The following is a 26,428-nucleotide window of genomic DNA, read 5'->3' as shown; positions in this document are numbered from 1 at the left end:
TCACAAGAACAGCTCGCCGAACTGCTCCCCGCGCACGCTGGGATGGGCCCACGCGCGGCGCATCGCTACTGCTCCCCGCGCACGTGGGGATGGACCCACGCGCGGCGCATCGCTGCCGAAGCGCTCCCGGCGCTCCCCGGCCGCTGCCGTCAGGAGTTCGGGGTCGGGGCGGCCGTCTCGTACTGCGGGCGGCCGTCGGGCCGATAGACCTGGATCGTCACTCCCCTCGGCGTGGACCGCGACTCGACCAGGGATAGTGCCGTGTCCGGGCCGGAGTCGGGGAACAGCCGGGTGCCCTGGCCGAGGACCACCGGGCACACGAGCAGGACGGCCTCGTCGACGAGCCGGTTCTCGAACAGCCAGCGGACCAGACCTCCGCTGCCGTGCACCTGCAGCTCGCCCGGCTGCGTGGCCTTCAGCTCGCCGATGGCGGTCGCGACGTCACCGGACAGGACGGTTGTGTCCGCCCACCCCGGTGCGGTGAGAGTGCTCGACGCGACGTACTTGGGTCGGTTGTTCAGGGCCGCGGCGATGGGGTTGTTGTCCGGGTTCGGCATCACTCCCCAGTAGCCCGCGAAGATCTCGTAGGTGCGCCGGCCGAACAGGAACGCGTCGGCGCGCTGGTAGATCCCGTTGAGGAACGTCGCCGCCTCGTCGTCGAAGTACGGCATGGCCCATCCGCCCCGCTCGAATCCGCCTCTGCGGTCCTCCTCCGCTCCGCCGAGACCCTGCATGACGCCGTCGAGGGTGACCCATGTGGTGGTGGTGAGTTTCATGGCGTGGCCTCCTGCTCCGTGGTCGGGTGTCGCTTGGTCTGACCGGGAAACCGAACCGATCTCATCGGCCACCAATGAGCGGGTCGTCGAGACTGCACTCGGGCCCCGGAGCCGCTTCGGGAGGCCCTGCCGAAGCGGAACCGAGTGAGGGGCCGGAGCCGGAGCCGGGATCGGGCCGCAGCTAGGGTCTCGTCGGGCAGTGGCGGCGGCGGGCTACGGTACCGGGATGCACATGGACCTGGTGACGATCGTGGTGGACGAGTACGACCCCGCGATCGCGTTCTTCGTCGATGCGCTCGGCTTCGAGCTGGTGGAGGACGCCTTCTCCCTGACCAACGACGGCCGCGCGAAGCGGTGGGTCCTGGTCCGGCCGCCGGGAGGAGGCACCGGGCTCCTGCTGGCGCGCGCCGACGGCGAGCGCGAGTCGGCCGTGGTGGGCAGCCAGGTCGCGGGGCGCGTGGGGTTCTTTCTGCGCGTGGACGACTTCGAGCGGTCCCATGCCCGGATGGCGGAGGCGGGCGTCCGGTTCGTGACCGAGTCGCGCGACGAGCCCTACGGGCGGATCGCCGTCTTCCTGGACGTCGCGGGCAACCGCTGGGACCTGCTCGGCCCGCTGCCCTCTCCGGAGCCAGACGGGAGCTCCCGCGCCCGTTAGCGGGTGCGTGCCGCCGTCCGGGGGCGCGCGGTGCGCCCCCGGACGGGGGCGGTCACAGTTCGGCCTGGCCGTAGGGCACCAGCCGCACCGGGCCCAGCAGTCCGTAGTCCTGCCGGGACACGTCGCCGTAGACGTCGGGGCGGAAGGCCCGCATGCGGTTGATCAGGGTGGTGGCCACCTCTACCTGGACCGTGTTGGAGCCGGCGCGCAGCCAGGGGCCGACGTCGACCACCGTGTCCTGCTGGTCGCACGGAGGCAGGTCCGTGTCGTTGACCGTGACGCGGAAGGTGTCGCTCACCCGGCCCAGGTCCAGGTACGCGCCGTGGCCTCCGGTCCACCCCCCGCCCAGGTCGACGGTGGTGGTGTAGCGGCCGATCCCGGAGGTGTCGGCCAGCCCGTCGAGCTCACGCCAGGGGACCAGCGAGGACAACGAGAGCTCGTGCACGACCACGTCGGTCTCGGTCGTCGACCCTCCCGGCCGCCAGTCCTCCACCTCCAGTTCCCAGGAGGTCAGGTCGAGGGTGTCGCCGACGGAGTCGATGGTCGTGGAGGTGGTGCTCCCGTCGGAGAGCACGGTGGTGTAGGTGCCCGCGGAGGAGGCCCGGACCACGGCCTTCCTGCCCTCCACACGGACCTGGTCCGCGTCGGTCTCGTCCACGCGCAGGTTCTTCAGGTGCCCCGGCGGCATGGTCCGGCCCGGTTCTCCGTGGTCGCGGATCCATGAGTGCGGCGCCAGCGCGATGACCATCGAGGCCCCCGGCGCCAGACGCACCCCGACCTCGACCGTCCCCTCACCGCGCGTGTGCACCGGCAGGGGAGTGATCGCTCCGTTCCACAGGTCCAGCGCGAAGGGATAGGCGTGGTCGATGTCCGCGGGCAGGGTGACCCGGTGGTCGACGGGCTCCGAGTCCGAGCTGTTGGTGAAGTAGTACAGCTCCAGCTCCTCGTCCCGGCGCCGCGCGTGCAGCAGCGGGGAGGCCTGGGCGTAGGAGACGGCGGGGCGCGCGTCCAGCGCGGCCAGCCCGTCGGGGATGTCCTCGCGCGCGTCGACCCGGTGCACGCTGGGCTCGGCGAGCAGCTCCTCCATGGCCTGGGCCAGCTCCTCGGCCGAGTCCTGGTCGGTCCCCGGCTCCTGAGGGGCGCTCCAGTCCCCGACGATGAGGATCTTCAGTCCCGACCGGGCGTACTCCACCATGCGCTGGGCGGTGTCCAGCTCCATGGTCGGGAGTCGTCCGCTGAAGGCGTCCCCTTCGAAGACCAGCAGGCCGTAGGCCGGGCCCTCGGGGGCCAGGCGGCCGTTCTCCACCCGCGGTTCGGTGATGCGGAGCAGGCGGGGGCTGACGAACTGGTGCGTCCACCCGTGGCGGACCCCCTCCTTGGTGAAGTGGGCGGCGCCGAAGCCCGAGCCGGCGTAGCCCTTCTGGCGCAGGAACGCCACGTCGATCGTCGAGGTGCCCGACTGGAGGGTGTGCTGGGCGCGCGCGAAGAAGCCCGAGACGTCGGACACGTGCTGCCAGGTCGGGTGCCTCGGTCCCCAGGACTCGCTGTAGCCCACTCCTCCGCTGTAGGGGGTGAAGGCGGCGAAGCCCGGCCACTGTGCTCCGGGTGCGTCGGCGTAGGAGAACCCGTGCAGGACCGCCATGTTCACGCCCGCGGCGTACTCGCGCGCGATGGTGCGCACGGTCTGGTCCCACGTGGTGCTGTAGGAGCCGCCGTAGACGGCGCCCGCCTCGCTGCTGAGCACCTTCTTGCCCGCCAGGTCGCGCCCGCCCGCCAGGGAGCGGAAGTCGTCGAGGTTCTTGAAGCCCAGGGACTCGCCCTCGGCGGTGTCGACGATGGCGGCCTTGGCCACGGCGTCGGTCTGCAGGCCGTAGGGCTGGATGCGGTAGCCCATCCCCAGCCCGTGCGCCCACTCCTGGAGAGGGGTGATGTGGTGGTCGATGTAGAGCTGTGAGAGCAGGTCGTTGAAGTCGTTCAGGGCCCGGCGGTCGGTGTCGGGGCCGAAGGAGAAGACCTGGTCCTCGTCCACGCGCACGAGCACCGGCAGGTAGGGCACCGGGTCGTAGCCGTGGTGGTCCTCGAAGGCGGCGGGCAGGTCGTGCGTCCACAGGGTCGCGTCGGTCTCCATCTCGATGGAGTCCTCGAAGACCGCGCCGCCCGCGGGCCCGTGGAGCAGGGAGCGGATCCGGGAGGTGAGGACGTTCTCCTCCCAGAAGTCGATGACGGCCTGCGCGCCGGCGCTGCTGAAGTGGTCGACCACGTAGGAGACCGGTTCGGTGTGCGGTCCGCCCTCGGGCCGCTGGCCCGAACCGCGCTCCCAGTAGGCGATGAGGGCCCAGGTCGAGCCGTCCCCCTCGCCGGGGGCCGTCCACGCCAGCTCCTCGTCCCGCACCGACGCCGTGAGGTCCTGCAGGGTGTCGGCCTCCAGGGCGGTGCGCCGGTCCTCCGGCGAGGCGCCCTCGGCCAGGCGTACCGCCTGCACCGCGAAGAGTTCGCGCGACTCGACCCCGTGTCCGGGCTCCACCTCGGGCTCGGGCAGGGCGCCCGAGGTCTCCTCGCCGGAGGCGAGGTAGCGCACGCCGTGGGCGAGTTCGCGGACGGCTGCCCTGTCCTGCGGGGTCAGGGTGGGCACCGCGGCCGGCCAGGACGGGCCGATGGTCATGTCGACGACGATCCCGCGCTCCTCGGCCCGGGTCAGGGCGGCCTCCACGGCCTCGCGCCAGGGCCCGGTGCCCCAGCCGTGCCCCTCGGGGTCGAGCGGCTCCGATGAGCTGTGGTGGACGTCGGCCACCTCCATACCGCCGAACCCGGCGTCGGCGGCCTGGTCGATCTCGCGGGCCACTTCCTGGGGGTCGACCAGGCCGTGCGGCCACCACCAGCGGAACTTGGCCCGCGCGGCCGTGGGGGCCTCGAAGCCGGAGGCGAAGGACCGCGGGGCGGCCGAGGCGGCGGGCGTGCCGAGGGCGGCCGGCAGAGCGGCGGCCGTGCCCGCGGCGGCGCTCAGACCCAGGAACAGGCGCCGGGTGGGGGTGAGGGCTGAGGAGGCGGGCTCCGGGGAGGACGGTGTGGGGGACATCGGGGGTTTTCCTTCCTGCGCTCGCTGGAGCAGGGCGCGAAGAGGGGCAGGGGGGAAGCTCGTGCGTGCGCACGACGAGATGATCCGGACGGATCTTAAAACGTTTCACAGGAGTTTCCAACAGATCGCTCCGATGATCAACGGTTGCGCGAGAAAACCTGGTCGACTTCTTACGGTGACCCTGTGGCCACGGGCTTTGCTCGGCTGGACGCGACCAAGGGGAAGGTTCAGTGTGATAAGAACGTTTCAGCGGCCTGGGTTTCGCTGGAGTGCAGGAGGCGGGTCGTCACACGAGGGAGGGGCCCCGGCCGGTGGCTGAGCCGTGTGGCGGGCACCAGCGCCGGGTCAGCGCCCTCGTACGTCGCGGACGACCGCCGGGACCTTGCTGGGTCCGCTTCCCTGTTCGCGGCCAGCGCCCGGCGTGTTGCCGGAGTCGTGTTCGCCGGTGTCCCCTGATTCGGAGTTCGCGCCGTGTGTCGCGAGTTCGTTGAACAGGCTCGGCAGGATGGGTGTTCTGTCCGACTCTCGACACGTTGTGGAAACGGCATGCCGTCCAGAGGAAAGCGCAGGCCAGGAGTGCCCCCCGCACACGCGGGGGCGGGGCCCGCATCACTCCGCGGCCCCGCCCCGCCCAGGTCGTTCTCCTGCCCGGCGGCTTACCGGCGGGCGGACCAGGCCTTCCACAGCTCGGCGTACGGGCCGTCCGCCCGCACCAGCTCCTCGTGCGGGCCGGACTCGACGACGCGACCACCCTCCAGCACCACCACGCGGTCGGCGTCGGCGGCCTGGGTCAGCCGGTGGGCGACCACCAGCCCCGTGCGGCCCTCCAGGGCCCGGGCGGCGGCTTCCTCCAACCGACGGGCGCCGGCGCTTCCCGCGTCGGCGGTGGCCTCGTCCAGGACCGCGATCGGCCGGTCGGCCAGGACCAGACGGGCCAGGGCGATCTGCTGTGCCTGGGCCGCGGTGAGCTTGTGCCCGCCGGTACCGACCACGGTCGCCGTGCCCTCCGGCAGGGCCGTCACCCAGTCGAGCGCGCCCACGGTCTCCAGCGCGGCGCCCAGCTCCTCGTCGGTGGCCTCCGGGCGCGCCAGGCGCAGGTCGTCGGCCAGGGGGCCGGCGAACACGTGCACCTCCTGGCTGATCAGCGTCACCGCCTGGCGGGCCGCGATCGGGCCCGTGGCGGCGAGGTCGAGCCCTCCCACGCGCAAGGACCCCTCGGAGGCCGGGTGGATGCCCGCCACGAGCTTGGCCAGGGTGGACTTGCCCGCGCCGCTCGCCCCCACCAGGGCCACCCGCTCACCCGGCACGATCTCCAGATCGACGTCCGAGAGCACCGGCAGACCCGGGCGGTAGGCGTGCCCCACCCCGGACAGGGACAGCGAGCCGTCCGGCGCCGGGTGGTCGCCGGACTCCTCCTCGGCGGGCAGGTCGCACACCCCGATCATGCGGGCCAGCGCCGCGCGTGCCTTCTGGGCCTCGTCGGCGAGCCCGATCGCCGTGTTGATCGGGGCGAACAGGTTGTGGAAGTACAGGGCCGCCGCCGTGGCGGTACCGATGGTCGCCATGTCCTGGCCCACCAGCCAGTACCCGGCGATCAGCACCCCCGCCAGACCGATGAACTCGGCGAGGTTGAGCAGCGAGAACAGCCGGGTGGCGAGCTTCTGTCCCGCCACGGCCAGGTCGGCGGCCCGCTGGGAGGCACCGCCCACCCGCCGCGTGTGCTCGTCGGCCAGGCCGAAGGCACGCACGGTCCGGGCGCCGCTGATGGTGTCGAGCAGCCGGTGCTGGCGCGTGCCGACCGCCTTGCGGTGCTCGTCGTACACCGGGGCCGCCAGTTTCAGGTACCGGCGCAGCGAGTACATCTGCACCGGTACGGCCAGCAGCACGGCCGCCAGGAAGCGCCAGTCCAGCAGCGCCAGCGCGCCCAGCGTGAGCACGATGGTGAACAGCGCCTGCGCCAGCCGGGGGAAGGCGTCGCGCACCGCGCGGGTCACCACCGTGACGTCGCCCGTCACCCGTGAGGTCAGGTCGCCCGACCCCGCCAGTTCCACCCGCTCCAACGGAAGCCGCAGGGCCCGGGCGACGAACCTCTCGCGCAGATCCGCCACCACGCTTTCGCCGAGCCGGGCCACACCGGCCACGCCCAGCGCGTTGCCCAGGCCGCTCAGGGCGGCGATGACCAGCAGCAGCGCGATGGGAACGGCGAGGGAGGAGGGCTCACGGCCCTGCGCGACGAGGTCGACGATGTGGCCGAGCACGGGCGCGGTGCCCAGCCCGACGGCGGTCGCGCCGACCAGTGTGACCAGGGCCCAGGCGGCGGTGCCCCTGCGGTCCATGACGAGATCGGCGACGGCCCGCCGGACGCGGCGGGCCTCGGCGGTGGGCAGGAGGGTCACGCGAACACCGCCTCGCGGTAGGTCGGGGACGTACGGGCCAGCTCCGCGTGGCTGCCCTGGGCGGCCACGGTCCCCCCGTCCAGGAACAGGACGGTGTCGGCGGTGTCCAGCAGGGCGGGACTGGTGGTGACCAGCACGGTCGTGCGCCCCCGGCGCAGACGGGCCAGCCCTTCGGCCACGCGGGCCTCGGTGACGGTGTCGACGGCGGTGGTGGGATCGTGCAGCACCAGGACGGGCGGGTCGGCCGCCAGCGCCCGGGCGAGGGCCACCCGCTGGCGCTGGCCGCCCGAGAGCGAGCGCCCGCGCTCGGCCAGCCGGGTCTCGCGTCCCTCGGGGAGCGCCTCGGCGACCTCGTCGGCGGTCGCCGCGTCCAGGGCGCGGTCGATCGGCCCCCGGGCGGCGGCGGCCACGTTGTCGGCCAGGGAGGTCTCGAACAGGGCGGCGTCGTGTTCGGCCACCAGCACGGCCCTGCGCAGGTCGTCCAGGGCGAGCTTGGCCACGTCCACCCCGTCCACCTCGACCGATCCCTCATCCGGGTCGGCGTCGCGCGCCAGGCAGGCGAGCAGGTCGGCGGCGGCCGCCGGGTCGGGCGCGACGACGCCGACCAGGCCGCCGGAGCCGATGCGGGCGTCCACACCGCGCAGGGACCCGTACCGGACCCCGTCCAGGCGCAGCTCCCCGGCGGGCTCCGGCGGCAGGGCCGCACTGCCGTCCGGGACCGACCAGGGGGACTCCAGAACGTCGGCGATGCGCTGCGCGGAGGCCCGTGCCTGGGCGAACACGCCATTGACGAAGGCGAGTACCCGGAACGGCCCGTGCAGGAACTGCGCCAGGCCCACGGCCGCGACCAGTCCGCCGATGCTGACCTCGCCGCGCATGGCCAGCACGGCCCCGGCCAGGGCCACGGCCGCGATGAACCCGCCGGTCAGGGCGAGTACGGCGCCGTCGTGCCCGGCTTGGGCGCGGGAGGCGCGCAGCGCGGAGAAGAAGGAGGCGCGGCTGGTGGTGCGGTAGCGCTCGGACGCGGCGGTCTCCGCGCCCAGCCCCTTGAGGACCCGCAGCCCCGCGACGAGGTCGGCGGCGGTGCCGGAGGCCTGGGCCGCCCGTTCCTGCTCGCCCTCGCTGCGGCGCGCCAGCGGCCGACTCACCAGGTGGGCGAGGTAGAGCAGCGGGGGAGTGCCGAGCAGTACCAGCAGCCCCAGCGGTACCGAGACCCGGAGCAGCGCGGCGGCGCTGACCGCGAGTCCGGCGATCGAGGAGACCCCGAGGGCCAGCAGGCCCACGGCCATCCCGACCCGTTCGGCGTCGCCGGAGGCGATGTTGGTCAGCGCGCCGGGCAGCCGGTCGCGCTCGGCGCCGCCCCGCGGGTCCAGGACCCGCCGCGTGAGCCGGAGCCGCAGCTCGTGGGCGGCCTGTTCGGAGGCGCGCTCGGCGATGCGGGCCGCGAACCGGTAGCTGAACGACAGCACGACGAAGGCGGCGCCGAGCACCGCCAGCCACAGGACGAGGGCGCGCGGGGATCCGGTGGCCACGGCCAGGTCGATCACCACGCCGATGATGACGGGGACCAGGGCTTCGCCCGCCTGGTGCCCGGAGCCGAGCACGGACGCCGCGGCCACCCGGCCGCGCTGGCCCGCGACGGCTCCGCGCAGGACGGCACCGCCGGTCCGGCGGGGCCCGGCGGAGCCGGGTGCCCCCTCGGGCCCGTCCACCTCGTCGGGCTCGCTCCTGTCGGTGGAACCGCTGTCGTTTCCGGACGCGCTCACGTGGTGGACCGGGGGTGCGGCGTGAGGTAGCCGCCCATGCGGCGGAAGTAGTCGCGCGCGGCCAGGTCCGTCCCGTCGTCTGTGCGGACGGCCTCGACGACCACGCCGCGGGCCCGTCCGGTGCGGGCGTCGGGCCCGGCGACGATCACCACGCCGTCGCCCTCGGGGTAGAAGATCCGGCCGGGGGTGCCGCCGTAGCGCCCCTTCGAGACCGAGGCCCGGGTGATCCGCAGCCGGCGCTCGCCGTGGAAGGCGAAGGCGTTGGGGTAGGGGTCGGACTGGGCGCGCACCAGGCGGTCGATGTCCTCGGCGGGCAGGGTCCAGTCGATGCGGCTGTCCTCCTCCGCGCGCTTGTGGAAGAAGCTGGCCCTGGTGCGGTCCTGCGGGACCCAGTCGGTGCTGCCCGCGGCGATCCGCTCCAGGGAGGTGTGCACCACCGGAGTGATGAGGTCGACGGTGGCGTGGAACAGGTCGGTGGCGGTGTCGCGCGGGCCGACCTTGACGGCCTGCTGGTACACGATCGGGCCGGCGTCGAGCTCGGCGTCCATCTTGTGCGCCGTCACCCCGACCTCCTCCTCGTCGTTGAGCAGGGCCCAGATGATCGGCGAGAAGCCGGCGTAGGCGGGCAGCAGCGAGTCGTGCACGTTGAGCGTGCCGTGGCGGGGCCGGGCGAAGATCTCCGGCGGCAGCCAGGTGCGCCAGTTGTTGGCGACGATCAGGTCCGGGGCGACCTCGCCCAGCCGTGCGGCCAGCGCCTCGTCGGGCCGGTTGCGCTCGATGACCTCGATACCGTTCTCGGCCGCCAGGTCGGCGACCGAGTCGGACCAGATCCGCTCGTAGGCGTGGTCCGACGGCGGGTGCGTGACGACGAGGACGACCTCGTGGCCGGACTCCAACAGAGCCCGCAGTGTCCGGTGCCCCCAGGTCTGGTAACCGAACATCGCGATGCGCATGGAGGTCCTCCTCGTGTTGGGGCAGCGGCGCCCAGTAAAGCAAGGCTTGCCTAAGGTGGCAAGCCGGGAAGTCCGAAAACACGGGGATCCCTGGACAAGAACTTAGGTTAGGGTTACCTTCGTTCACGGGTCGGAGTGTGCGGCCCGGAGTGCGTCACGTGACCACCGCGAGCGAACCAGACGGGACTTCCACCGAGATGGGAATTGGTATGTCACAAGGACTTCCGGCCGACGAGCCACCGATCCACGACCTCATCGGCGTCGGCTTCGGACCGTCCAACCTCGCACTCGCGATCGCCGTCGCGGAGCACAACGCCGCGTCGCCCGACCAGGCCGTCACCGCGCACTTCCTGGAGCGCCAGACGCACTTCGGCTGGCACCGGGGCATGCTCATCGACGACGCCACGATGCAGGTCTCCTTCCTCAAGGACCTGGTCACCCTGCGCAACCCGGCCAGCCGCTTCACCTTCCTCTCCTACCTCAAGGAGCGGGGCCGCCTCGTCGACTTCATCAACGCCAAGAGCCTGTTCCCGCTGCGCGTGGAGTTCCACGACTACTTCGAGTGGTGCGCGGCCCGCCTCGACGACGACGTCTCCTACGGCCACGAGGTGGTCGAGGTACGCCCGGTGGAGGTCGACGGCCAGGTCCGCCACTACGAGGTGGTCTCCAGCGGCCCCGACGGCACCGCCGCCGTGCGCAGGGCGCGCAACCTGGTCCTGGCCACCGGCCTGCGACCGCGCCTGCCCGAGGGCATGGAGACGGGCGAGCGCATCTGGCACAACAGCGAACTGCTGCACCGCGTGGACGGCGTCGACACGGCCGAGGCCCGCCGCTTCGTCGTGGTCGGTGCCGGGCAGAGCGCCGCCGAGGTCACCGCCTACCTGCACGACCGCTTCCGCTCCGCGGAGGTCTGCGCGGTCTTCTCGCGCTTCGGCATCAGCCCCTCCGACGACAGCCCGCTCGCCAACCGGGTCTTCGACCCCTCCGCCGTGGACGACTACTTCGGCGCGCCGGAGGACGTCAAGCGCATGATCATGGGCTACCACGCCAACACGAACTACTCGGTCGCCGACCTCGACCTCATCGAGGACCTCTACCGGCGGACCTACCAGGAGAAGGTCCTCGGTGCGGAGCGGCTGCGCTGGTTCAACACCTCGCGGGCGGTGGAGGCCGCGGACACCGGCTCCGGCGTGCGCGTGGTGGTCGAGTCGATGACCACCGGCAAGCGCACCGACCTGGACGCCGACGTGCTGGTGTACGCGACCGGCTACAGCCCGGGGGACCCGCTCGCGCTCCTGGGCAGCGCGGCCGACCGCTTCCACCTGGACGACGAGGGGCGCCCGATGGTCGAGCGCGACTTCCGGGTCACGGCCGACGCCGCCGTCCGGGCGGGCGTCTACCTCCAGGGCGGGGCCACCGAGCACACCCACGGGATCACGTCGTCACTGCTGTCCAACAACGCGGTGCGCTCGGGCGAGATCCTCGACTCCATCCTCCAGCGCCGCCCCCAGGACGCCCTCCAGCCCGCCACCGTCTGACCCGAGGCGCCGGCGCCGGCCGGTGCCCGGTCCTTTCGGGCCACCCCGGGCCGTCCCCCGGTCCTCCTCGCCCCTGCCCTGCCCCGGCGTGCCTCGCCGGGGCCGGGCCGCACGGGGCGGGTCCGACTCGGCAGGCGCATGTCTCCCGCGCCGCACCCGACCGCGGCTCGGGGCCGGTCCGGGCGGGGCACGGGGGCGTCAGCCCTCGGAGTGGCCGAGCCTGCGCTCGGGGGCGACGCGGTCACGCACCAGGCGCTTGAGCTCGGCGGCGTCGGTGAACGCGGCGTCGCTCTTGCGCGACCACACGCTCTCCCCGTCGAGCCGGACCTCGAACACGCCGCCCGTGCCCGGGACGAGGGCGACCTCGCCCAGCTCCTTCTCGAACGTCGTCAGCAGTTCCTGCGCCATCCAGGTGGCCCGGGGAAGCCACCGGCACTGCGTGCAGTACTCGATCTCCAGCCGCGGCCGCTTGTGCTCCAAGGTCATGGCCACAGCATGGCACGGGCACGTGCAACGGCGGCCTCGCGGGGGAGTGGACCGCGAGGCCGCCGTGACCCCGGTGGGAGGGGAACCGGGGCTTCTCCAGGGAGGACCGAAAGGTCAGAGGCTGATGCCGAACGCCCATCCGGCGAAGGCGTACATGGTGAACATGACCATGAAGACCGCGATGACGTTGAGCCAGATCCCGCCGCGCAGCATCTGCCCGATCTTGACCTCGCCGGAGCCGAACACCACCGCGTTCGGCGGCGTCGCGACCGGCAGCATGAAGGCCATCGAGGCGGCCAGCACGGCCGGCACGACCAGCGTCATCACCGGCAGGTCCATGCCGAGCGCGATTCCCGCGACGACCGGGAGGAACGTGGCCGTGGTCGCCGTGTTGCTGGTGAGCTCGGTGAGCAGCAGGACCATGGCCGCGATGATGAACACGACGACCCACGTGGGAACGCCGTCCAGGACGCCGACCTGCACGCCGATCCACTCGCTCAGCCCGGTCTCGCCGAACTGCTTCGACAGGGCGATGCCGCCGCCGAACAGGAGCAGGATCCCCCAGGGGAGGCGGACCGCGGTCTCCCAGTCGAGCAGGCGCTCACCCCTGCCGACCGGGATGAGGAACAGGGCGATGGCGACGGTGATCGCGATGACCGAGTCCGAGACGCTGCCCAGGAAGGGCACGGCGTCGGAGACCGCCTCGTTCCTGTTCAGCAGCGGGATGACGATCCACGAGCACGCGGCCAGGGCGAACACCGTGGCGACCAGCTTCTCGCCGCGGGAGACCGGGCCCATGTCCTTGAGCTGCTCGCGAATGAGGTCCTGGGCGCCCTCGAGCTTCTTCGTCTCGGGCGGGAAGACGAAGCGGGTGAGGACGACCCAGGCGATCAGGAGGAAGGACGCGGCGAGCGGGACGCCGACCATCATCCACTGGCCGAAGCCGATGGTGATGTCGTAGTTCTCGGCGAGGAAGCCGACCATGAGCGCGTTGGGCGGGGTGCCGATGAGGGTGGCGACCGACCCGATCGACGCCGAGTAGGCGATGCCCAGCATGAGCGCGGTCGCGAAGTTGGCGTCCTTCCTGCCACCGCGCAGCTGCGTGACCAGGCCGACGACGGAGACGCCGACGGGCAGCATCATGATCGCGGAGGCGGTGTTGCTCACCCACATGGTGATGAACCCGGTCGCGAGCATGAACCCGCCGATGAGCCGGACCGGGCTGGAACCGACGGCCGCGACGATGCCCAGGGCCATGCGCTTGTGCAGGTTCCACTTCTGCATGGCCAGGGCGAGCATGAACCCGCCCATGAACAGGAAGATGACGTCGGCGCCGTAGGAGGGCGCCACGTCGGAGATGCCGACCTCGGGCAGCAGCGCGGGGAAGAGCACCATCGGAAGCAGGGCGGTGACCGGGATGGGGATGGCCTCGGTCGCCCACCAGGTGGCCATGAGCACCGCGACACCCGCGGTGATCCTCCCCCCGGTTCCCAGCGATTCCGGCAGGACCGCGAAGAGCAGCAGTCCGAGGACGGGGCCCAGGACCAGGCCGATGATCTTGGCGCGGCTGGGTTCGGGCCGGGCCGCCTGTTCCGTGGTGAGGGCGGGCAGACCCGCTTTGCCGCGGGCTTCCGAGGTCGCCATGTCGGTCTCCTCCTTCGAGGGGGACGGGGAGGACGGGCCGGACGGTGCCCGCCTCCCGGAGGGAAACCGGCGACGACGACGCTGTTGCCCCGGGGTTTCCCCGATGTTTCTCCGTGGTGTGAGTGATGGTGGTCACTGTGGTCCGGAGCACGCAATTTCGACGGGAAGAGTTGGGATTCCCTTGACATTGCCCGACTGTCGGTGACGGAGGGTGTGCCTGGGGTGATCGTCACGGGTCGGGCTCCTCGGGAGTGGCGTCCGACGCGCGGCGCTGTTGCGGTCCCTCGCGGGGCGTTCGCGAGGCTGGCATGATCGGGGCCGGAGACCAGACACGGCGCGGAGAGGGCGACATGAGCGAGAGGTCCGCCGAGGGAGACCTCGGCCGCGGTCTGACCGGTGAGGTCGGCGAGGACGACACCGTGCGTCTGCGCGCCGGCGCCCGGACGGCGCTCGCGCTGTGCGTGTGCGTGTTCGCGTCCAGCGCCCTGTTCCTCCTGCTCGCCGTCTGAAGGCGACCCCGCGGGGGGTAGGCCCGCGCGGGCCCCACCGCGGTGCGCTCGGGCACCATCGCGGAGATGGAGCGCGGCTGTCGGACGCGGCGGATTCCCCGCGAGCGCGCGGGAGCGTACGCGGGCACGCGGTCACCCTCGGGTCCGGTGCAGGGGCAGGGGCAGGGGGCGACCGCGAGGGACGTTGAAGCGCGGACCTCCGTCGTCCGCGCGTGCGTCGACCACGCGCGTCGTCATCACCATGGGTGAGCCATGGAGGCCCGGGGTGAGGGTGTGACTCGGTCGGATGACGGAAGCATCATGATCACGTCACTTCGACCCCCGTGTGTCATCCAGTCACGGGTGCGGGATGTCCTTTTCGTGTGCCCTCGGTGTCGTGGGCGCGCTGTGTCCCTTCAGGGCCGGTGGTTCCACCGGCCCGCTCCCGCGAAAGGCTGTCCATGACTCTGGCGGCACGCCTCCGCCGCGTCGGCGAACATCTCATGACCCCCTCCGCGCGCGAGCGCGCCGAGGAGCGCCGCAGGCAGGCCGCGGCCCAGGCGGCCGAGGAACGGCGCCTGGCGAGGATCGCGGAGCGCCGCGCCGCCCTGCTGGCCGCCGACCCCGACCTGCGCGCCTTCGCTGACGACGGTTCGACCGAGGCCGAGCTCATCGGGCGCACGGTGGACGACTTCACCACCGCCGACGCCTCCGCCCACAACCTGCGGTTGGTCACCGACGTCCTGGAAGCCGCCGGTATCGACTACTTCCTCGTCCCCGGCCGCTCCCCGCTCCGGCACGTCGTGGGTGTCCACCGCGGGGACAGGAAGGCCCTGCTCGACGCCATGCGCGAGGCCTACCGCGCCAGCGCCGTCCACGCGATCAAGCCCGGCCCCGGCGGAGCGGTGGCCGTCCGCTCGGCCTACGTGGACGGGGCCCTGGACGGGCGGATCAAGTCCGGACTGATCATCCGCTTCGCCGAACACCTCCTGGCCCCCGACGGCCGCTGCCTGGCGGGGCCGGAGTACGGCTGCGACGTCGAGTTTTGGCGGGACGGCGAGACGGTGCTGGCCGGGCCCGACCCGGAGGAGGCGCGTCTGCGGCTACGGGTGCGCGTCCCCGACGCGGCCCTGGCCGACTCCCTCGTGGCGCCGCGTCCCAACCGCGTCGCGGACGTGCTGCCCGACGAGTGCCGCAAGCGCGCCACCGTGACCGTGCGGGACCGGGTCCACCCGACCTACGAGCCCTTCTCCCACCGTCGTGCCGACGAGGTGGGCTTTCCGATCGACGCCGTCTACACGTGGGTCGACGGCGACGACCCCGAGCACGCCGCCAAACGCGCCCGGTACCGCGAGGGCAGGTCCGGGCTGGCCTCGCACGCGGCCAACGCCTCCCGCTACACCGACCACGACGAGCTCAAGTACTCCCTGCGCTCACTGCGGATGTACGCGCCCTTCGTCCGGCACGTCTACGTGGTCACCGACGGCCAGACCCCGGCCTGGCTGGACACCGAAGCGGAGGGGGTGACGGTGGTCGACCACCGCGACATCTTCGCCGACCCCGGTGTCCTCCCCGTCTTCAGCTCCCGTGCCATCGAGTCGCAGCTGCACCGCATCGAGGGCCTGTCGGAGCACTTCCTGTACCTCAACGACGACATCTTCGTGACGGCGCCGGTCGGCCCGGGGCACTTCTTCCACCCGAACGGCATCGCCCGGCTGGCGTTCTCGCCGCACCAGATCGGCGTCGGCGAGCCGGTCCTGGAGGAGTCCGCCCCCAACTGGGCGGGCAAGAACGCCCGCGCCCTGTTCCAGGAGTCCTTCGGCGCCTACATCGCCCACAAGGTCAAGCACGTGCCGACGGCGCAGCTCCGGTCGGTGCACCGCGAGCTGGCGGAGCGCTACCGGGAGGACCTGGAGCGCACGGCGCGGTCCCGGTTCCGCGACCCGGCCGACGTCGCCCCGGTCACCACGCTCTACCACCACTACGCGCTGCTCACCGGGCGCGGTGTGTCGGCGGACTACCGGGCGCGGTACGTCGACATCGGCACCGGAGAGGCCGGGGAACGGCTCGCCGCCCTGTCGGAGCCGGAGGAGGCCGCCCGCTACGACTTCCTGTGCCTGAACGACTTCGACACCCCGCCCGAGCGCCAGGAGGAGGTGGGCCGGATGGTGCGCACGTTCCTGGAGTCGCGCTTCCCCTTCCCCGCTCCCTGGGAGCGGGGCGGCTCACCCGCCTGAGCCGCGCGGTGACCGCCGTCGCCCCGCCGCCGCGCCGCCGCGGGTCCATATGCGGCGGACGCGGAATCCGTGGGCGGTGCGCGCATGCCGGTTCCGGCCGTCCCCGGGCCGCCCGGCGAGAGAGCGGAGGGCGCGGATCCGCTGGTCGAGGGGTCTTCCGTGTGCTCGGGCGGCCGCGCTTCCCCAGGCTGATAATCCTTTGCCCAGGGTTCCTGGGCACTGTTAGCGTCGCCGGAATGAGACCCGTGACCGAGCGCGAGATCCGCGCGTCCTTCGTGAACTGTTCCAAGGGGGAGGCCAAGCGCCTGGCGCTTCCGCGCGACCTCGCCGAGAACCCATGGGAGGACCTGGACTTCCTCGGCTGGCGCGACCACACCGCGCACGAGCGCGCCTACCTCGTCGTCGAACGCGAGGAACGGCTGGTGGGGGTGGCCTTCCGGCTGGCCAACGGCCGGGACGGGTTCCGCCGCAGCATGTGCTCCGTGTGCCTGACCACCCACCCCGGCCAGGGCGTCACCCTGATGGTGGCGCCGAAGGCGGGCAAGGCGGGGCGCGACGGCAACTCGATCGGTCTGCGCATGTGCGCGGACTTCGCGTGCCCGCTGTACGTGCGCGGGCTGAAGGAGCCCGAGCCCGGTGGCCGGTTCGAGGAGTCGCTGACCGTGGAGGAGAAGATCACGCGGGCGGCGCACAACCTGGAGGGGTTCCTCGCGCGGCTGTCCGCGTGAGGTCCCCGCGTGGCGGCGGGGCGGCACGGGCCCGTGTCCGCCCCGCCCACGCTCCCCCGGTTCCGGTCCGGAACCGGGGCGTGTTCGGTGGGTCATCGTCCTAGTCCGACGGGAAGCGGGGCTCCACCACGGTGTTCGGCCCCGGGTAGATGAGCCGTTCCTCCCCGTCCGGGAAGCGGACCACGTACGGCGGGCCGTTGTCCGCGCCCTTCACCTCCACGATCCGTCCGCTGTGCTGGCCGTCGCTGCTCGCGACCCCGTGGGTATGGACATAGTCCCCGATCGACGCCCGCATTCTGTCCCCCGTTCGACGCCGCCGGTCCCTCGTGCCGGCCTATCGGGGACGTACCCGGAACGCTGACCTGCCGAAACCGAGGGCATCTCGGGCGCGGCACCGCAGAGCGGGAGGAATGGCGCACCCCTTCTCGTCCGGAGCGGGTCTCGGACTCCGAACGCGGCGGACGCCCGAACCCACAGGGACGTGCACTCCTCAAAGCGGTCCGTCGGTCCGATCCGGCGGCCGAGGTCGGACACGTCGTCGCCGTACAGCCAAGCGGACTTCCGAGCCGGGGACAGGTCGGCCGTGGCCGTCAGGACCCATGTGCGGCAGCGCGACATACTCCGGAGGGTTCGGCCGCGGCTCACCGAGGGTCAGACCTGTAAGCCAGCCCGATCACCTGTTCCGGTCCTTTTCATCGGAGGGAGGATGATTCTTTGAGAAGTGTTCGAGGAAGCTGGCATCCAACTCCACGTCCCCAGAAAGCCGCCAGGTGCGGCGCTCGAAGGAAAGATCTCCGGTGACGACGAGGGGGAGCTTCCTCTGGTAGGCAATGATCGCCCAATGGTGATCCTCGCCCTCGAGTGCTACTTGGACACTTCGTGCCCTTCCGCTCACCTCGGTCATGAGAGTCACGATTGCCGCGTCGTCCTCGCCTGGCGGAGTCTCCTCGCGCGCCAGGCTCTTGACGATCCCGATGAGTGTCATTCTGCGCGAGGGTTCCTCTTTTCGGACGAGGCGCTCACGCAGACGTGGCAACTCCGCGATGACATCCCGGTCGAGCACGATGGTGGAAGTCGCTATATCAGGGGCCGGTTCCTTCGCCGCCCACTGGAACGAGAGATCCACCGAGCGGAGCTTTTCCGCGCAGGTCAACTCCTCCATAGATTCCACCAGTGCCGCGCTCAGGCCGAACTCCGAAGGCGATTTGAGAACTCCTTCGTTCCGGCGCAGTGCGAGGAGTCGTGCGGACTCCAGCCCACGGGCGAGTGTCGTCATGACACGTCGCGCGTACACCGGCTGTATGCCTGCTTCATCGTGGTCCTCGGGAGAGGGGTCGTCAAGGTACGTCGAAACAGTAAAGACAAAACTTCCTTGCTTCGTTTGTCCCAGTCTGACGTGTTCATCGAGGAATTCCGAAACGATCGCAGGCCTTCGTCCCTGGTGGGAGTGATTCGGATCGGCTGCCGTCGTGGCCGCCGCCTTCAACATTCTGAAGAGTGAGTCGACCGTCTTTCCTGCTTGACGGAAGGGGATCGACCCATCTGTCATAGGTTGGTTGATGCGCACGAAGAAGAGATCGGAACGAGTCGACGCTATGCGTTCCCGAAGTTCACCGGCGTCGATCCCGTACACAAGACAGAGCGAATCGAGTGCATCCTTGAAGCGGGGGACAAAATCGACGAAATCCTGGGCGAGAGGCAGCATGATCCGAGCCGACCCGAATTCTGGAGACTGGTTCAGGCACCAAATCTCCCGAACGTCCGGCTGCCTGCTCTCCAGTTCCCACCCGTGTGTGGCGAGATACGTGGATACCGTCTCAGGTGTCAGCGAAGCAGCCGCTTCACCGAGAGAATCGAGCGTGGCGGGGGTCATCAGAATCCTCCCTCCTGCTCGCCGAGCTTCTTCATGATGCCCAGAAGCTGGTCTGGAGTAAACAGGTGACTGCGCGGCAGGTGGACGGTCCGGGTCTGTCCGACCTCCTGCGTCGTCGCGAGCTCGCTCGCGGGCCGCCAGTACATCCTGCTCTCCGTGAGCAGCCCGCGCTCGTCGACCGAGATCCACCTGTCAGGGTCCTCGGGTACGAGGAGAACACCGAGGTAGGCGGGAACGTACCGCTTTCCCCTGGTGAGCTTCCGAAAGGGCTTCCCCTTCATGGGCCACGCCATGTGATCCTCGTGAAGGTAGCGAGCCTGGGTCGTGCACTTGAGCTGGAGTTCGAACTGGGGGGCGAAGTAGCGCTTGTACTCGGCGGACGAGGCCAACGTGATGTCGACACCGTCGAAGTCGGTCTCGTGCGTCTTGATGGTGCAGCCCGCCGAGTACGCCACGAGCCGGGTGAACGCCAGGCTGAACTGCTCCTGGCGCGCGCTCATGGGCAACTGGCCGTCAACGAGGTCTTTCTCTCCCATGGGACCTTCGTCGTCGACCGTGGCCATCCGTCTCCCAGCGAAGCCTTCAGATGTACGGGGTAACTGTATCCACTTCGGTGACGTCTGCGCCCGGGGAACGGGGAGGTTCCGGGGAGTAGGCACAAGGGGGGATCGGAGGCGGTGGGACCGCCGGCCGGCGCGGGAGGGGCCGGTCGCCACGCGGCGCGGCCGGTCAGCGCGGGATGAGGCCGTACAGGAGCAGGTCGACCACTCCGGACAGGGTCGACTCGACGTAGGCGCGCGGTGCCGAACTCTTGAGGGCCGCGAAGCCGTGCAGCGTCGCCGCGACCCCCATCGCGATGCCGGAGGGGTCGCCGTCGATGATCTCCCCGGCCGCCTGTCCCTCGGCGATGGGCCGCATGACCGTGGTGACGAGGCGGGAGACGGCCTCCGCCATCTCCGCCGGTGACCCCGAGTCGTGCTTGCGTGTGTACATCAGGTCGATGAGGGCCGCGTTGTCGAGCGTGAACCCGACGTAGCCGGCGGCCAGGGCCTGGACGCGGTCGCGGGTGGAGCCGGGGGTGCTGGCGGCCGTGTCCAGCCGCTCGGTGAGGCGCTCGAACCCCGAGAGCGCGAGGGCGTCGAGCAGGGCCTGCTTGTCCGCGAAGTGCCGCTTGGGCGCGGCGTGGCTCACCCCGGCCTCGCGTGCCAGCTCCCGCAGGGACAGTGCCGCCGGTCCGCGCTCGGCCAGCGCGCGCTCGGCGTTCGCGAGCAGGACGGCGCGCAGGTCACCGTGGTGGTAGGGGCGCTCGGGCATGGGGCCCAGCATAGTCGGGTGCCGACGCCGGCGGCATGGCCGTCGTTGACCGCCCGTGCGGGGTGGGCCTAGTGTTCCGGGATGACTATGGACGCTGTCACCCTCCCCGATCTCAGCGGCCGCACGGCGGTCGTGACCGGAGCCAACAGCGGCTTGGGCATCGAGACCACACGCATGCTGGTCGGCATGGGCGCCCGCGTGGTGATGGCGGTGCGCGACGTGGACAAGGGCGGCCGGGCCGCCGCCACGGTGCAGGGGGAGACGGAGGTGCGTCGGCTCGACCTCGCCGACCTGGCCTCGGTCCGCGCGTTCGCCGGTGAGTGGGAGGGCGACCTCCACCTGCTGATCAACAACGCCGGTGTGATGGCCATCCCCGAGTCCAGGACCGAGGACGGGTTCGAGACGCAGTTCGGGACCAATCACCTGGGCCACTTCGCGCTCACCAACCTGCTCCTGGAACACGTCACGGGCCGGGTGGTCACCGTCTCCTCCTCGATGCACCGCATGGCGCAGGGCATCGACTTCGACAACGTCGACCTGGTCGGGCGCTACACGCCCTACCGGGCCTACTGCCAGTCCAAGCTGGCCAACCTGCTGTTCACCCTGGAACTCCAGCGCCGCCTGGTGGACGCGGGGTCGAGTGTGCTGGCCACCGCGGCCCACCCCGGCTACGCGGCCACCAACCTCCAGTCCCACTCGGGCAGCCGCTTCCAGAACGGACTGCTGGCCCTGGGGAACAAGGTCTTCGCGCAGAGCGCGACAGCGGGCGCCCTGCCCACGATCTACGCCGCCACGCAGGACGTGCCCGGTGCCGCCTACGCCGGCCCCAAGAACATGGGCCGGGGCGCTCCGGCTCTGGCCGGGCGGAGCGAGGCCGCCTGGGACAGTGTCGCCGCCCACCGCCTGTGGACCCTGTCCGAACAGCTCACCGGGGTGACCTTCCCGCTCAAGCCGCAGACGGACTGAGCCGCGCGGCCCGTTGTCCTCGACCGAGGCGCGGCCCCCGAGCGTGCCGTTGAACCAGTGCCCCGAGTGCCCGGTCCGCCGAACGGCCGCCCGGTGCGCCACGACCGGGTCCCGTGAGGGTTCCGATCGCGCACCGGGCGGCCGAGGCGGCACCGCCCCGTAGGGTGCGGTGCCGCCTTGCGAGGTGCGGCAACGCTCTACGGAATGAGGGTGAGTTCGTCCGTCGCGGCCGCGCGGACGGCCTCCTCCGACACCGCGAACGGCAGGGTCTCGCCCTCGCTCCACAGCGGGAGCTGGTCGTCGTAGTTCGGGTGGAACGCGTGCCCCGAGTTCCCGGTCAGGTGCACCCAGGTGGAGGCGTCGCGGTCGGACAGGTCCACCACCATGCGCATGGACGGTACGGCCGTGATGCCGTACCCCTCGTGGGGGTTCCAGCCGGTGGCGTTGACGATGGACGATCCGCCCGAGCTCTCGACCGGGCCCCGGTTGAACAGCCACTCCACCGGGCCGATGCCCGAGGTGCCGAACGACTCGTGCGTCGCCGTGAGCGTGTGCAGGTCGCCCCAGCGCCAGTCGGCGGGGTCGTCGCCGAGCAGCTCGGTGAGCTCGTCGGCCGCCGCGGTCATGGCCGCGGCCAGCACCTCGTCGCGGCCGTCGGCCTCCTCGCCGTCCCACCAGGGGGAGCCGGGGTCCGCCAGCAGCTCGCCGACCACGTACATCCCGCGGGAGCTGCCGTTCATGACGACCGGGTCCAGCTCGTCGAAGAGCAGGGGCAGCAGGTGGCGCCAGGTGGCCTGGTAGAACGCCGCTCCGGCGGAGTCGGGATCGGTGCGCAGGTCCCAGTCGCGCAGCAGGTCCTGGGCCCGGGCGGCCGTGCCGTCCACCTCGACGCCGAGGAGGTGGGGGGTCACGTCCTCGGCGCCGGCGTGGAAGGAGTCCAGCTGGACGCGGGACATGTCCTCGCCGGTGACCGGCCCGTCGGCGATCGCCTCGTCCAGGAGGTCGTTGATCCGCTGGGCGCGGTAGCCGTAGTCCCAGTCGTCGGTGAGCCGGTAGGGGTAGTCGGCGTCCACACCCGACTGGTTCGCGGTGACGATGACGCCGGACTCCGGGTTGTACACGCTCGGCAGTTCGTCGAAGGGGATGTACTCCTCCCAGTCGTAGGCGGAGTCCCAGCCGGGCGCGGGGTAGCGGCCGTCGCCCTCGCCGCGGACGGGGACGAGCCCGGGCGCCTGGTAGCCGATGTTGCCTTCGTCGTCGGCGTAGAGGAGGTTCTGCGCGGGGACACTGAACCGGCTCGCCGCCGTGCGGAAGTCGGACCAGTCGCGGGCGCGGTTCATCATGAAGATGGAGTCGGCCGTGGTCCCGGGCTCCAGGGCGGTCCAGCTCAGGGCGACCGCGTACTCGCCGCCCTCCTCGCCCTCCTCCGCCAGGACCGGGTCCTCCGCGATCCCGGCCAGGTCGGCGCCCGCCTCGGCGTCCGACAGCAGGGGGCCGTGGTGGGTGGAGCGCACGGTGATCTCGACGTCGTCCCCGCCGGCCACCACGATGGTCTCCTCACGGGTCTCCAGGGGCCGGGCCTCGTCGTCGACCACGTACCCGCCGCCGTCGATCCGCTCGACGTACAGGTCCATCACGTCGGGATTGAGATTGGTGAAGGCCCAGGCGATCGACTCGTTCTGTCCGATGACGACGCCCGGAAGTCCGGAGAAGCTGAACCCGCTGACGTCGAAGGGGCAGGCGTCGGTGAGCTCGGTGCAGTGCAGCCCGATCTGGTACCAGGTGGAGGGCATGGACGCGCCCAGGTGGGGGTCGTTGGCCAGTAGGGGCAGACCGCTCTCGGTGTGGTCGCCGCTCACGACCCAGGAGTTGGATCCGAGGTCGGGGCCGGTGGGGCCGAGCAGGGCGGGGAGCCGTTCGGCGCCCTCGGCCACGGCGGTGACGGCGGGCACGGCCGCCTCCGGCACGGCCGCCCCGGGCAGGCCCGGACCGGCGTGCGCGTCCGGAGCCGAGCCCTCGTCGGGGGCACGACGCCCGCGTGGCGCGCGCCGCTCGTCGGCACGGGCGTCCTCGGCCCCGGCCTCCTCGGCCTCGCCGTCGGCCTCGACGCCGTTCAGCTCGTCGGTGTCGGTGATCGGCCGGTGCTGGTCGAAGGGGTAGGCGGGGTAGAGCTCGTCCACCTGGTCCTCGCTCAGGCCGGCGGCCATTAGCTGGGCCCGCTCGGTCTCCTGCTGGAGGTTGCCGCCCAGGTCCCAGGCCATGGCCTTGAGCCAGGCGAGGCTGTCAGCGGGGGTCCAGGGTTCGATGGTGTGACCGCCGTTGAGCGCCGCGATCAGGCCGTACTCCAGACTCGCCTCGGCTCCGTCGTGCCCGTCGAGCCAGGCGTTGACGCCCATCGCGTAGGAGTCCAGGTAGTCCTGGGTGTCCGGGGCGAGCAGCTCGTACTCCTGCTCGGCGACGTGGCGCCAGCCCATCGTGCGCAGGTAGGCGTCGGTGGTCACCTGGTCCGGGCCGAAGAGCTCGGCGGTGCGCCCGGCCGTCACGTGGCGGCGGAAGTCCATCTCCCAGAAGCGGTCCTGGGCGTGGGTGAAGCCCTGCGCCATGAACAGGTCATGGGTGTTGTCCGCGTACACGTGCGCGACGCCGTGGTCGTCGCGGAGCACGGTCACCTCGGCCTCCAGCCCGGGGAGGGCGAGTTCCCCGGAGGTCTCGGGGAACGACCGCCGGACGGTCCAGACACCGAGGAGCGCGCCGACCAGGGCCAACGCCACGATCACGGCGATAGCCCCCAGAAGCACACGAACGAGGATATGTTTACGCAATACACCCATGCGGGGAACTCTAGAGTGTCCCGGCTCACACCTTCCACCGATTTCGGGCTCCGAACCCAATTGTTACCAACTGGTCAGTATGGAGTGTGCCCCGGTCAGCGGCCCGGTGAACACCAGGCGTTCACGGCCGCGCGGGCGCCCGGCGCGGCACGGCGGCGGACGCCGGTCCGACCACCGCGGCCGGGCCCGTCGGCCGGGTCAGATCCTCGCCCCGAGGGCGGCCGCCTCCTCGCGCAGCCGTGCGACGATCTCACCGGCCGGCCGCTCCTCGGCCGCGCGGAAGCCCCGTCCGGCCCACAGCGCCATCCCGCCGGTATCGCCCGCTGCGGCCGCCGCCGCCCGCAGCGGCCGGGTCATGTGGTGGACCTCCGGGTAGGCGTAGTGCTCCCCGGGGTGCTCTCGGATGAACCGGTTGACCAGCCCACGGGCCGGACGTCCGGTGAAGGACCAGGTCAGGGCGGTCTCGGTGAAGTCCTGGTCGGCCAGGGCCGCCTTGTGCGCGGGCTGGGCGCCGCTCTCGGGACAGCGCAGGAACGCCGTGCCCAGCTGTGCGGCGCGGGCCCCGGCGTCCAGCGCGGCCGCGACGTCGCCCCCGCTCATCAGTCCTCCGGCGGCCACGACCGGGACGCCGACCGCCTCGACCACGTCGGGCAGCACGTCGAACAGCGGCCGGTCCCCAGCGGAACGCGGGTCGTAGGAGGCCCGGTGCCCGCCGGCCTCCAGGCCCTGGACGCAGACCCCTTCCGCGCCCCGCTCCACGGCGGTGCGTGCCTCCTCCACCGTGGTCACGGTGACCATCGTGGCCGAACCCGCGCTCCGCAGCCGATCGAGGACCGCCGGGTCCGGGCAGCCGAACGTGAAGGTGACCAGGGGTACGGCCAGTTCGCACAGCAGATCGATCTTGGCCTGCCACGCGTCGTCGTCATGGCGCGGTTCGCCGAGGGCGGCGCCGTACCGGCGGGCCTCGGGGACGAGTGAGGCGCGCAGGTCGCGCAGCTCCTCCGGGGCGGCGACGGCGGGGGAGGGCACGAACACGTTGACCCCGAACGCGGACGTTCCGCCCTCTCGTACGGCGCGGACCTGCTCGGCGACCGCCTCGGCCGTCCGATAGCCCGCGGCCAGGAAGCCGGTGCCGCCGGCCGCCGCGACCGCGGCCACCAACGCGGGTGTGGACCCGCCGCCGGCCATCGGTGCCTGGACCAGCGGCCGTTCCGCGAGCAGATCCTCCAGAGCCATGCCGTCCCGCCTTCCACGTCCGTGCCGGAAGGCTAACAGGGGCGCCTTCCACGGCCCCGGGACGGGGTCGGCGGCCTCAACCCGGCCGTTCGCCCGGCCGCCGGTCCGAGGGCCGGGGACCCACAGGCCGAGGACCCGAGGGCCGCGTCTCCACTGGCGCCGACTCCGCCCGGACCGACTCCGCAACGAGGCGGGCCGACAACGGCGTGAGCGATGCGACGGCCGCGCTCACGCCCACGAGGACGGAGACCGTCACCGGGATCCCGCCCAGTTCCCACAACCATCCGAAGCACCACTGCGTCGCCGCGTACGTCACGCCGCTCACGACCGCCATCGCGGAGAACATCGTGTTGCGGTTGGCGTCCGAGAACGTCAGGTGCTGCCAGGCGGCGCACAGCACCCCCGTCACGCCGAGGAAGAACTCGGCGACGACCAGGCCGGGTACCAGCGGCAGCCACCCGAAGGCGAGCAGGACCAGCGGAGCCCCGGTGGCCACGGCGAACACCGGCCCCCACACGTGGGGCCGGAGCCGGTCGGTGAAACGCGAACAGGCCGCCCCCGCCATCAGCCCGAGCGTCATGACCAGCAGCACCAGCCCGTTGCGGCGCACATCCTCGCCGTAGGTGTCCAGCAGCAGCGGCTGCCACGCCATGATGAGCGTCGCCATCACCACGCCCGTCGACACCGCCAGAAGCACCAGCGGTCGGAACCGGCGACCGGCGATGGTCGCGACCGACTCGCGCAGGATCGCCAGGACCGGGTTCCCCGCCCTCCGCCGGTCCGCGGGAAAGCACAGCGGAGTCAGCGCCGCGAGCACCACCAGACTCACCCCGGCGGCCAGGACCAGTGTGTCCGCCTGGGCCCACGAGCCTCCGACCAGGACCGACGCGGCGCCCAGGACGGAGCCGCCGCGTCCGGCGACCTGCCCCAGCCGCACGGCGCGCCGCACCCGGGAGACGCGGTCGTGGTCGCCGACGCGGTTGACCACGATCGCGGTGAGCGTGCCCGATTGCAGGCTGTGCCCGCAGACCCCCAGGGCCAGCCCCAGCACGGTCGCCGGGATCCCCTCGGCGCTTCCGAAGACGGCGAACCCGGCACCCCAGGCCGCCAGGCCCGCGCACAGCAGCCGACGGTGCCCGTACCGGTCGCCCAACGCCCCGCTCGGCGCCTCCAGCACCATGCCCAGCGCGATGTTGGCGGCCAGGATCGACCCCAGAGCCCACGGCTCCACGCCCCGGCTGAGGAGCACGGTGACGAACACCGCCCCGTAGACGAAGTCGGCCGACAGCGAGAACAGCGAGAAGAGGGCGTACCGGGTGCGCAGGGGAATGGCACCCGATGCCGTGTCTGGGTCCATTGCGGGACTTTCCGTTTCGCGAGGCCGACCACGGATCGCGGTCTCTACGGGTGACGCGAAGATCTCCGTGAGTGACGTGGAACGCTAGCACAGCGCTGTTCGCGCGAG

At 71.8% G+C, this 26,428-nt stretch carries 20 protein-coding genes and 1 CRISPR repeat array (1 of these 21 cut by a window edge); of the genes, 6 read left to right on the top strand and 14 right to left on the bottom strand.

Annotated features, from left to right (window positions below):
• A CRISPR array of direct repeats spans window positions 1–50; the repeat unit is 29 nt; it reaches 284 nt to the left of the window's first position.
• Window positions 51–149: 99 nt separating this feature from the next.
• A complete protein-coding gene (locus M1P99_RS08585) occupies window positions 150–776 on the bottom strand; it encodes a dihydrofolate reductase family protein (RefSeq protein ID WP_304452127.1) in 627 nt (208 codons plus the stop codon).
• A 226-nt stretch (window positions 777–1,002) separates the two neighbouring features.
• Here M1P99_RS08585 and M1P99_RS08580 point away from each other — a divergent pair, with 226 nt between their 5' ends.
• Window positions 1,003–1,431, top strand: coding sequence for a VOC family protein (locus M1P99_RS08580; protein WP_304452126.1), 429 nt, complete (start codon window positions 1,003–1,005; stop codon window positions 1,429–1,431).
• A gap of 52 nt (window positions 1,432–1,483) precedes the next feature.
• On the opposite strand, the gene M1P99_RS08575 is transcribed toward M1P99_RS08580, so the two are convergent.
• The 4 genes from M1P99_RS08575 to M1P99_RS08560 all read right to left on the bottom strand — a co-directional run bounded on the left by M1P99_RS08575 (window position 1,484) and on the right by M1P99_RS08560 (window position 9,622).
• Window positions 1,484–4,507 (bottom strand): glycosyl hydrolase, encoded by a 3,024-nt coding sequence (locus M1P99_RS08575; protein ID WP_304452125.1) that lies wholly within the window; start codon window positions 4,505–4,507, stop codon window positions 1,484–1,486.
• Window positions 4,508–5,163: 656 nt separating this feature from the next.
• Entirely contained in the window at window positions 5,164–6,903 is a 1,740-nt protein-coding gene (locus tag M1P99_RS08570) for an ABC transporter ATP-binding protein (protein WP_304452124.1), read from the bottom strand.
• Window positions 6,900–8,669: an ABC transporter ATP-binding protein gene (locus tag M1P99_RS08565; RefSeq protein WP_304452123.1), complete on the bottom strand. Its 1,770-nt coding sequence runs from the start codon at window positions 8,667–8,669 to the stop codon at window positions 6,900–6,902. Before M1P99_RS08565 ends, M1P99_RS08570 begins: the two co-directional genes overlap by 4 nt.
• Entirely contained in the window at window positions 8,666–9,622 is a 957-nt protein-coding gene (locus tag M1P99_RS08560) for a methionyl-tRNA formyltransferase (protein WP_304452122.1), read from the bottom strand. The genes M1P99_RS08565 and M1P99_RS08560 overlap by 4 nt, the downstream gene beginning before the upstream one ends.
• Before the next feature lie 209 nt (window positions 9,623–9,831).
• Here M1P99_RS08560 and M1P99_RS08555 point away from each other — a divergent pair, with 209 nt between their 5' ends.
• The gene (locus tag M1P99_RS08555) at window positions 9,832–11,160 is read left to right on the top strand and encodes a lysine N(6)-hydroxylase/L-ornithine N(5)-oxygenase family protein (RefSeq protein ID WP_304452121.1); all 1,329 of its coding nucleotides are present in this window, start codon (window positions 9,832–9,834) and stop codon (window positions 11,158–11,160) included.
• Window positions 11,161–11,358: 198 nt separating this feature from the next.
• On the opposite strand, the gene M1P99_RS08550 is transcribed toward M1P99_RS08555, so the two are convergent.
• Window positions 11,359–11,646 (bottom strand): SelT/SelW/SelH family protein, encoded by a 288-nt coding sequence (locus tag M1P99_RS08550; protein ID WP_304452120.1) that lies wholly within the window; start codon window positions 11,644–11,646, stop codon window positions 11,359–11,361.
• A 114-nt stretch (window positions 11,647–11,760) separates the two neighbouring features.
• On the bottom strand, window positions 11,761–13,290 hold the full coding sequence (locus M1P99_RS08545) for a DASS family sodium-coupled anion symporter (RefSeq protein ID WP_304452119.1): 1,530 nt from the start codon (window positions 13,288–13,290) through the stop codon (window positions 11,761–11,763).
• A 350-nt stretch (window positions 13,291–13,640) separates the two neighbouring features.
• Here M1P99_RS08545 and M1P99_RS08540 point away from each other — a divergent pair, with 350 nt between their 5' ends.
• The 3 genes from M1P99_RS08540 to M1P99_RS08530 all read left to right on the top strand — a co-directional run bounded on the left by M1P99_RS08540 (window position 13,641) and on the right by M1P99_RS08530 (window position 16,743).
• Entirely contained in the window at window positions 13,641–13,799 is a 159-nt protein-coding gene (locus tag M1P99_RS08540; RefSeq protein WP_304452118.1) for a hypothetical protein, read from the top strand.
• A 440-nt stretch (window positions 13,800–14,239) separates the two neighbouring features.
• Window positions 14,240–16,015, top strand: a complete 1,776-nt coding sequence (locus M1P99_RS08535; protein WP_304452117.1) for a stealth family protein — start codon at window positions 14,240–14,242, stop codon at window positions 16,013–16,015.
• Between the two features lie 236 nt (window positions 16,016–16,251).
• Complete coding sequence (locus tag M1P99_RS08530; RefSeq protein WP_304452116.1) at window positions 16,252–16,743, top strand: FBP domain-containing protein; 492 nt, start codon at window positions 16,252–16,254, stop codon at window positions 16,741–16,743.
• Window positions 16,744–16,843: 100 nt separating this feature from the next.
• Here the strand turns inward: M1P99_RS08530 and M1P99_RS08525 are convergent, their stop codons facing one another.
• The 4 genes from M1P99_RS08525 to M1P99_RS08510 form a co-directional block, all read right to left on the bottom strand.
• The gene (locus M1P99_RS08525; protein ID WP_304452115.1) at window positions 16,844–17,038 is read right to left on the bottom strand and encodes a DUF1918 domain-containing protein; all 195 of its coding nucleotides are present in this window, start codon (window positions 17,036–17,038) and stop codon (window positions 16,844–16,846) included.
• A 378-nt stretch (window positions 17,039–17,416) separates the two neighbouring features.
• Window positions 17,417–18,616 carry a hypothetical protein gene (locus M1P99_RS08520; RefSeq protein ID WP_304452114.1) on the bottom strand — a complete coding sequence of 400 codons (1,200 nt, stop codon included), beginning with the start codon at window positions 18,614–18,616 and terminating at the stop codon, window positions 17,417–17,419.
• Window positions 18,616–19,152 (bottom strand): DUF4365 domain-containing protein, encoded by a 537-nt coding sequence (locus M1P99_RS08515; RefSeq protein WP_304452113.1) that lies wholly within the window; start codon window positions 19,150–19,152, stop codon window positions 18,616–18,618. The genes M1P99_RS08520 and M1P99_RS08515 overlap by 1 nt, the downstream gene beginning before the upstream one ends.
• A gap of 193 nt (window positions 19,153–19,345) precedes the next feature.
• A complete protein-coding gene (locus M1P99_RS08510) occupies window positions 19,346–19,930 on the bottom strand; it encodes a TetR/AcrR family transcriptional regulator (protein WP_304452112.1) in 585 nt (194 codons plus the stop codon).
• 81 nt (window positions 19,931–20,011) lie between these two features.
• On the opposite strand from M1P99_RS08510, the gene M1P99_RS08505 reads away from it, so the two are divergent.
• The gene (locus M1P99_RS08505) at window positions 20,012–20,896 is read left to right on the top strand and encodes an oxidoreductase (RefSeq protein ID WP_304452111.1); all 885 of its coding nucleotides are present in this window, start codon (window positions 20,012–20,014) and stop codon (window positions 20,894–20,896) included.
• A 197-nt stretch (window positions 20,897–21,093) separates the two neighbouring features.
• Here the strand turns inward: M1P99_RS08505 and M1P99_RS08500 are convergent, their stop codons facing one another.
• From M1P99_RS08500 to M1P99_RS08490, 3 genes are all read right to left on the bottom strand, one after another.
• A complete protein-coding gene (locus M1P99_RS08500) occupies window positions 21,094–23,727 on the bottom strand; it encodes a penicillin acylase family protein (RefSeq protein WP_304452110.1) in 2,634 nt (877 codons plus the stop codon).
• Between the two features lie 198 nt (window positions 23,728–23,925).
• Window positions 23,926–24,963, bottom strand: a complete 1,038-nt coding sequence (locus tag M1P99_RS08495; RefSeq protein ID WP_304452109.1) for a nitronate monooxygenase — start codon at window positions 24,961–24,963, stop codon at window positions 23,926–23,928.
• Between the two features lie 76 nt (window positions 24,964–25,039).
• A complete protein-coding gene (locus M1P99_RS08490; protein ID WP_304452108.1) occupies window positions 25,040–26,320 on the bottom strand; it encodes an MFS transporter in 1,281 nt (426 codons plus the stop codon).
• Between the last annotated feature and the right edge of the window lie 108 nt (window positions 26,321–26,428).

The sequence above is a fragment of the Nocardiopsis sp. YSL2 genome, from assembly GCF_030555055.1.
Taxonomy (GTDB): Bacteria; Actinomycetota; Actinomycetes; order Streptosporangiales; family Streptosporangiaceae; genus Nocardiopsis.
The sequence above is the reverse complement of the archived record's forward strand: the minus strand, read 5'-3'. Positions and strand labels throughout refer to the sequence as shown.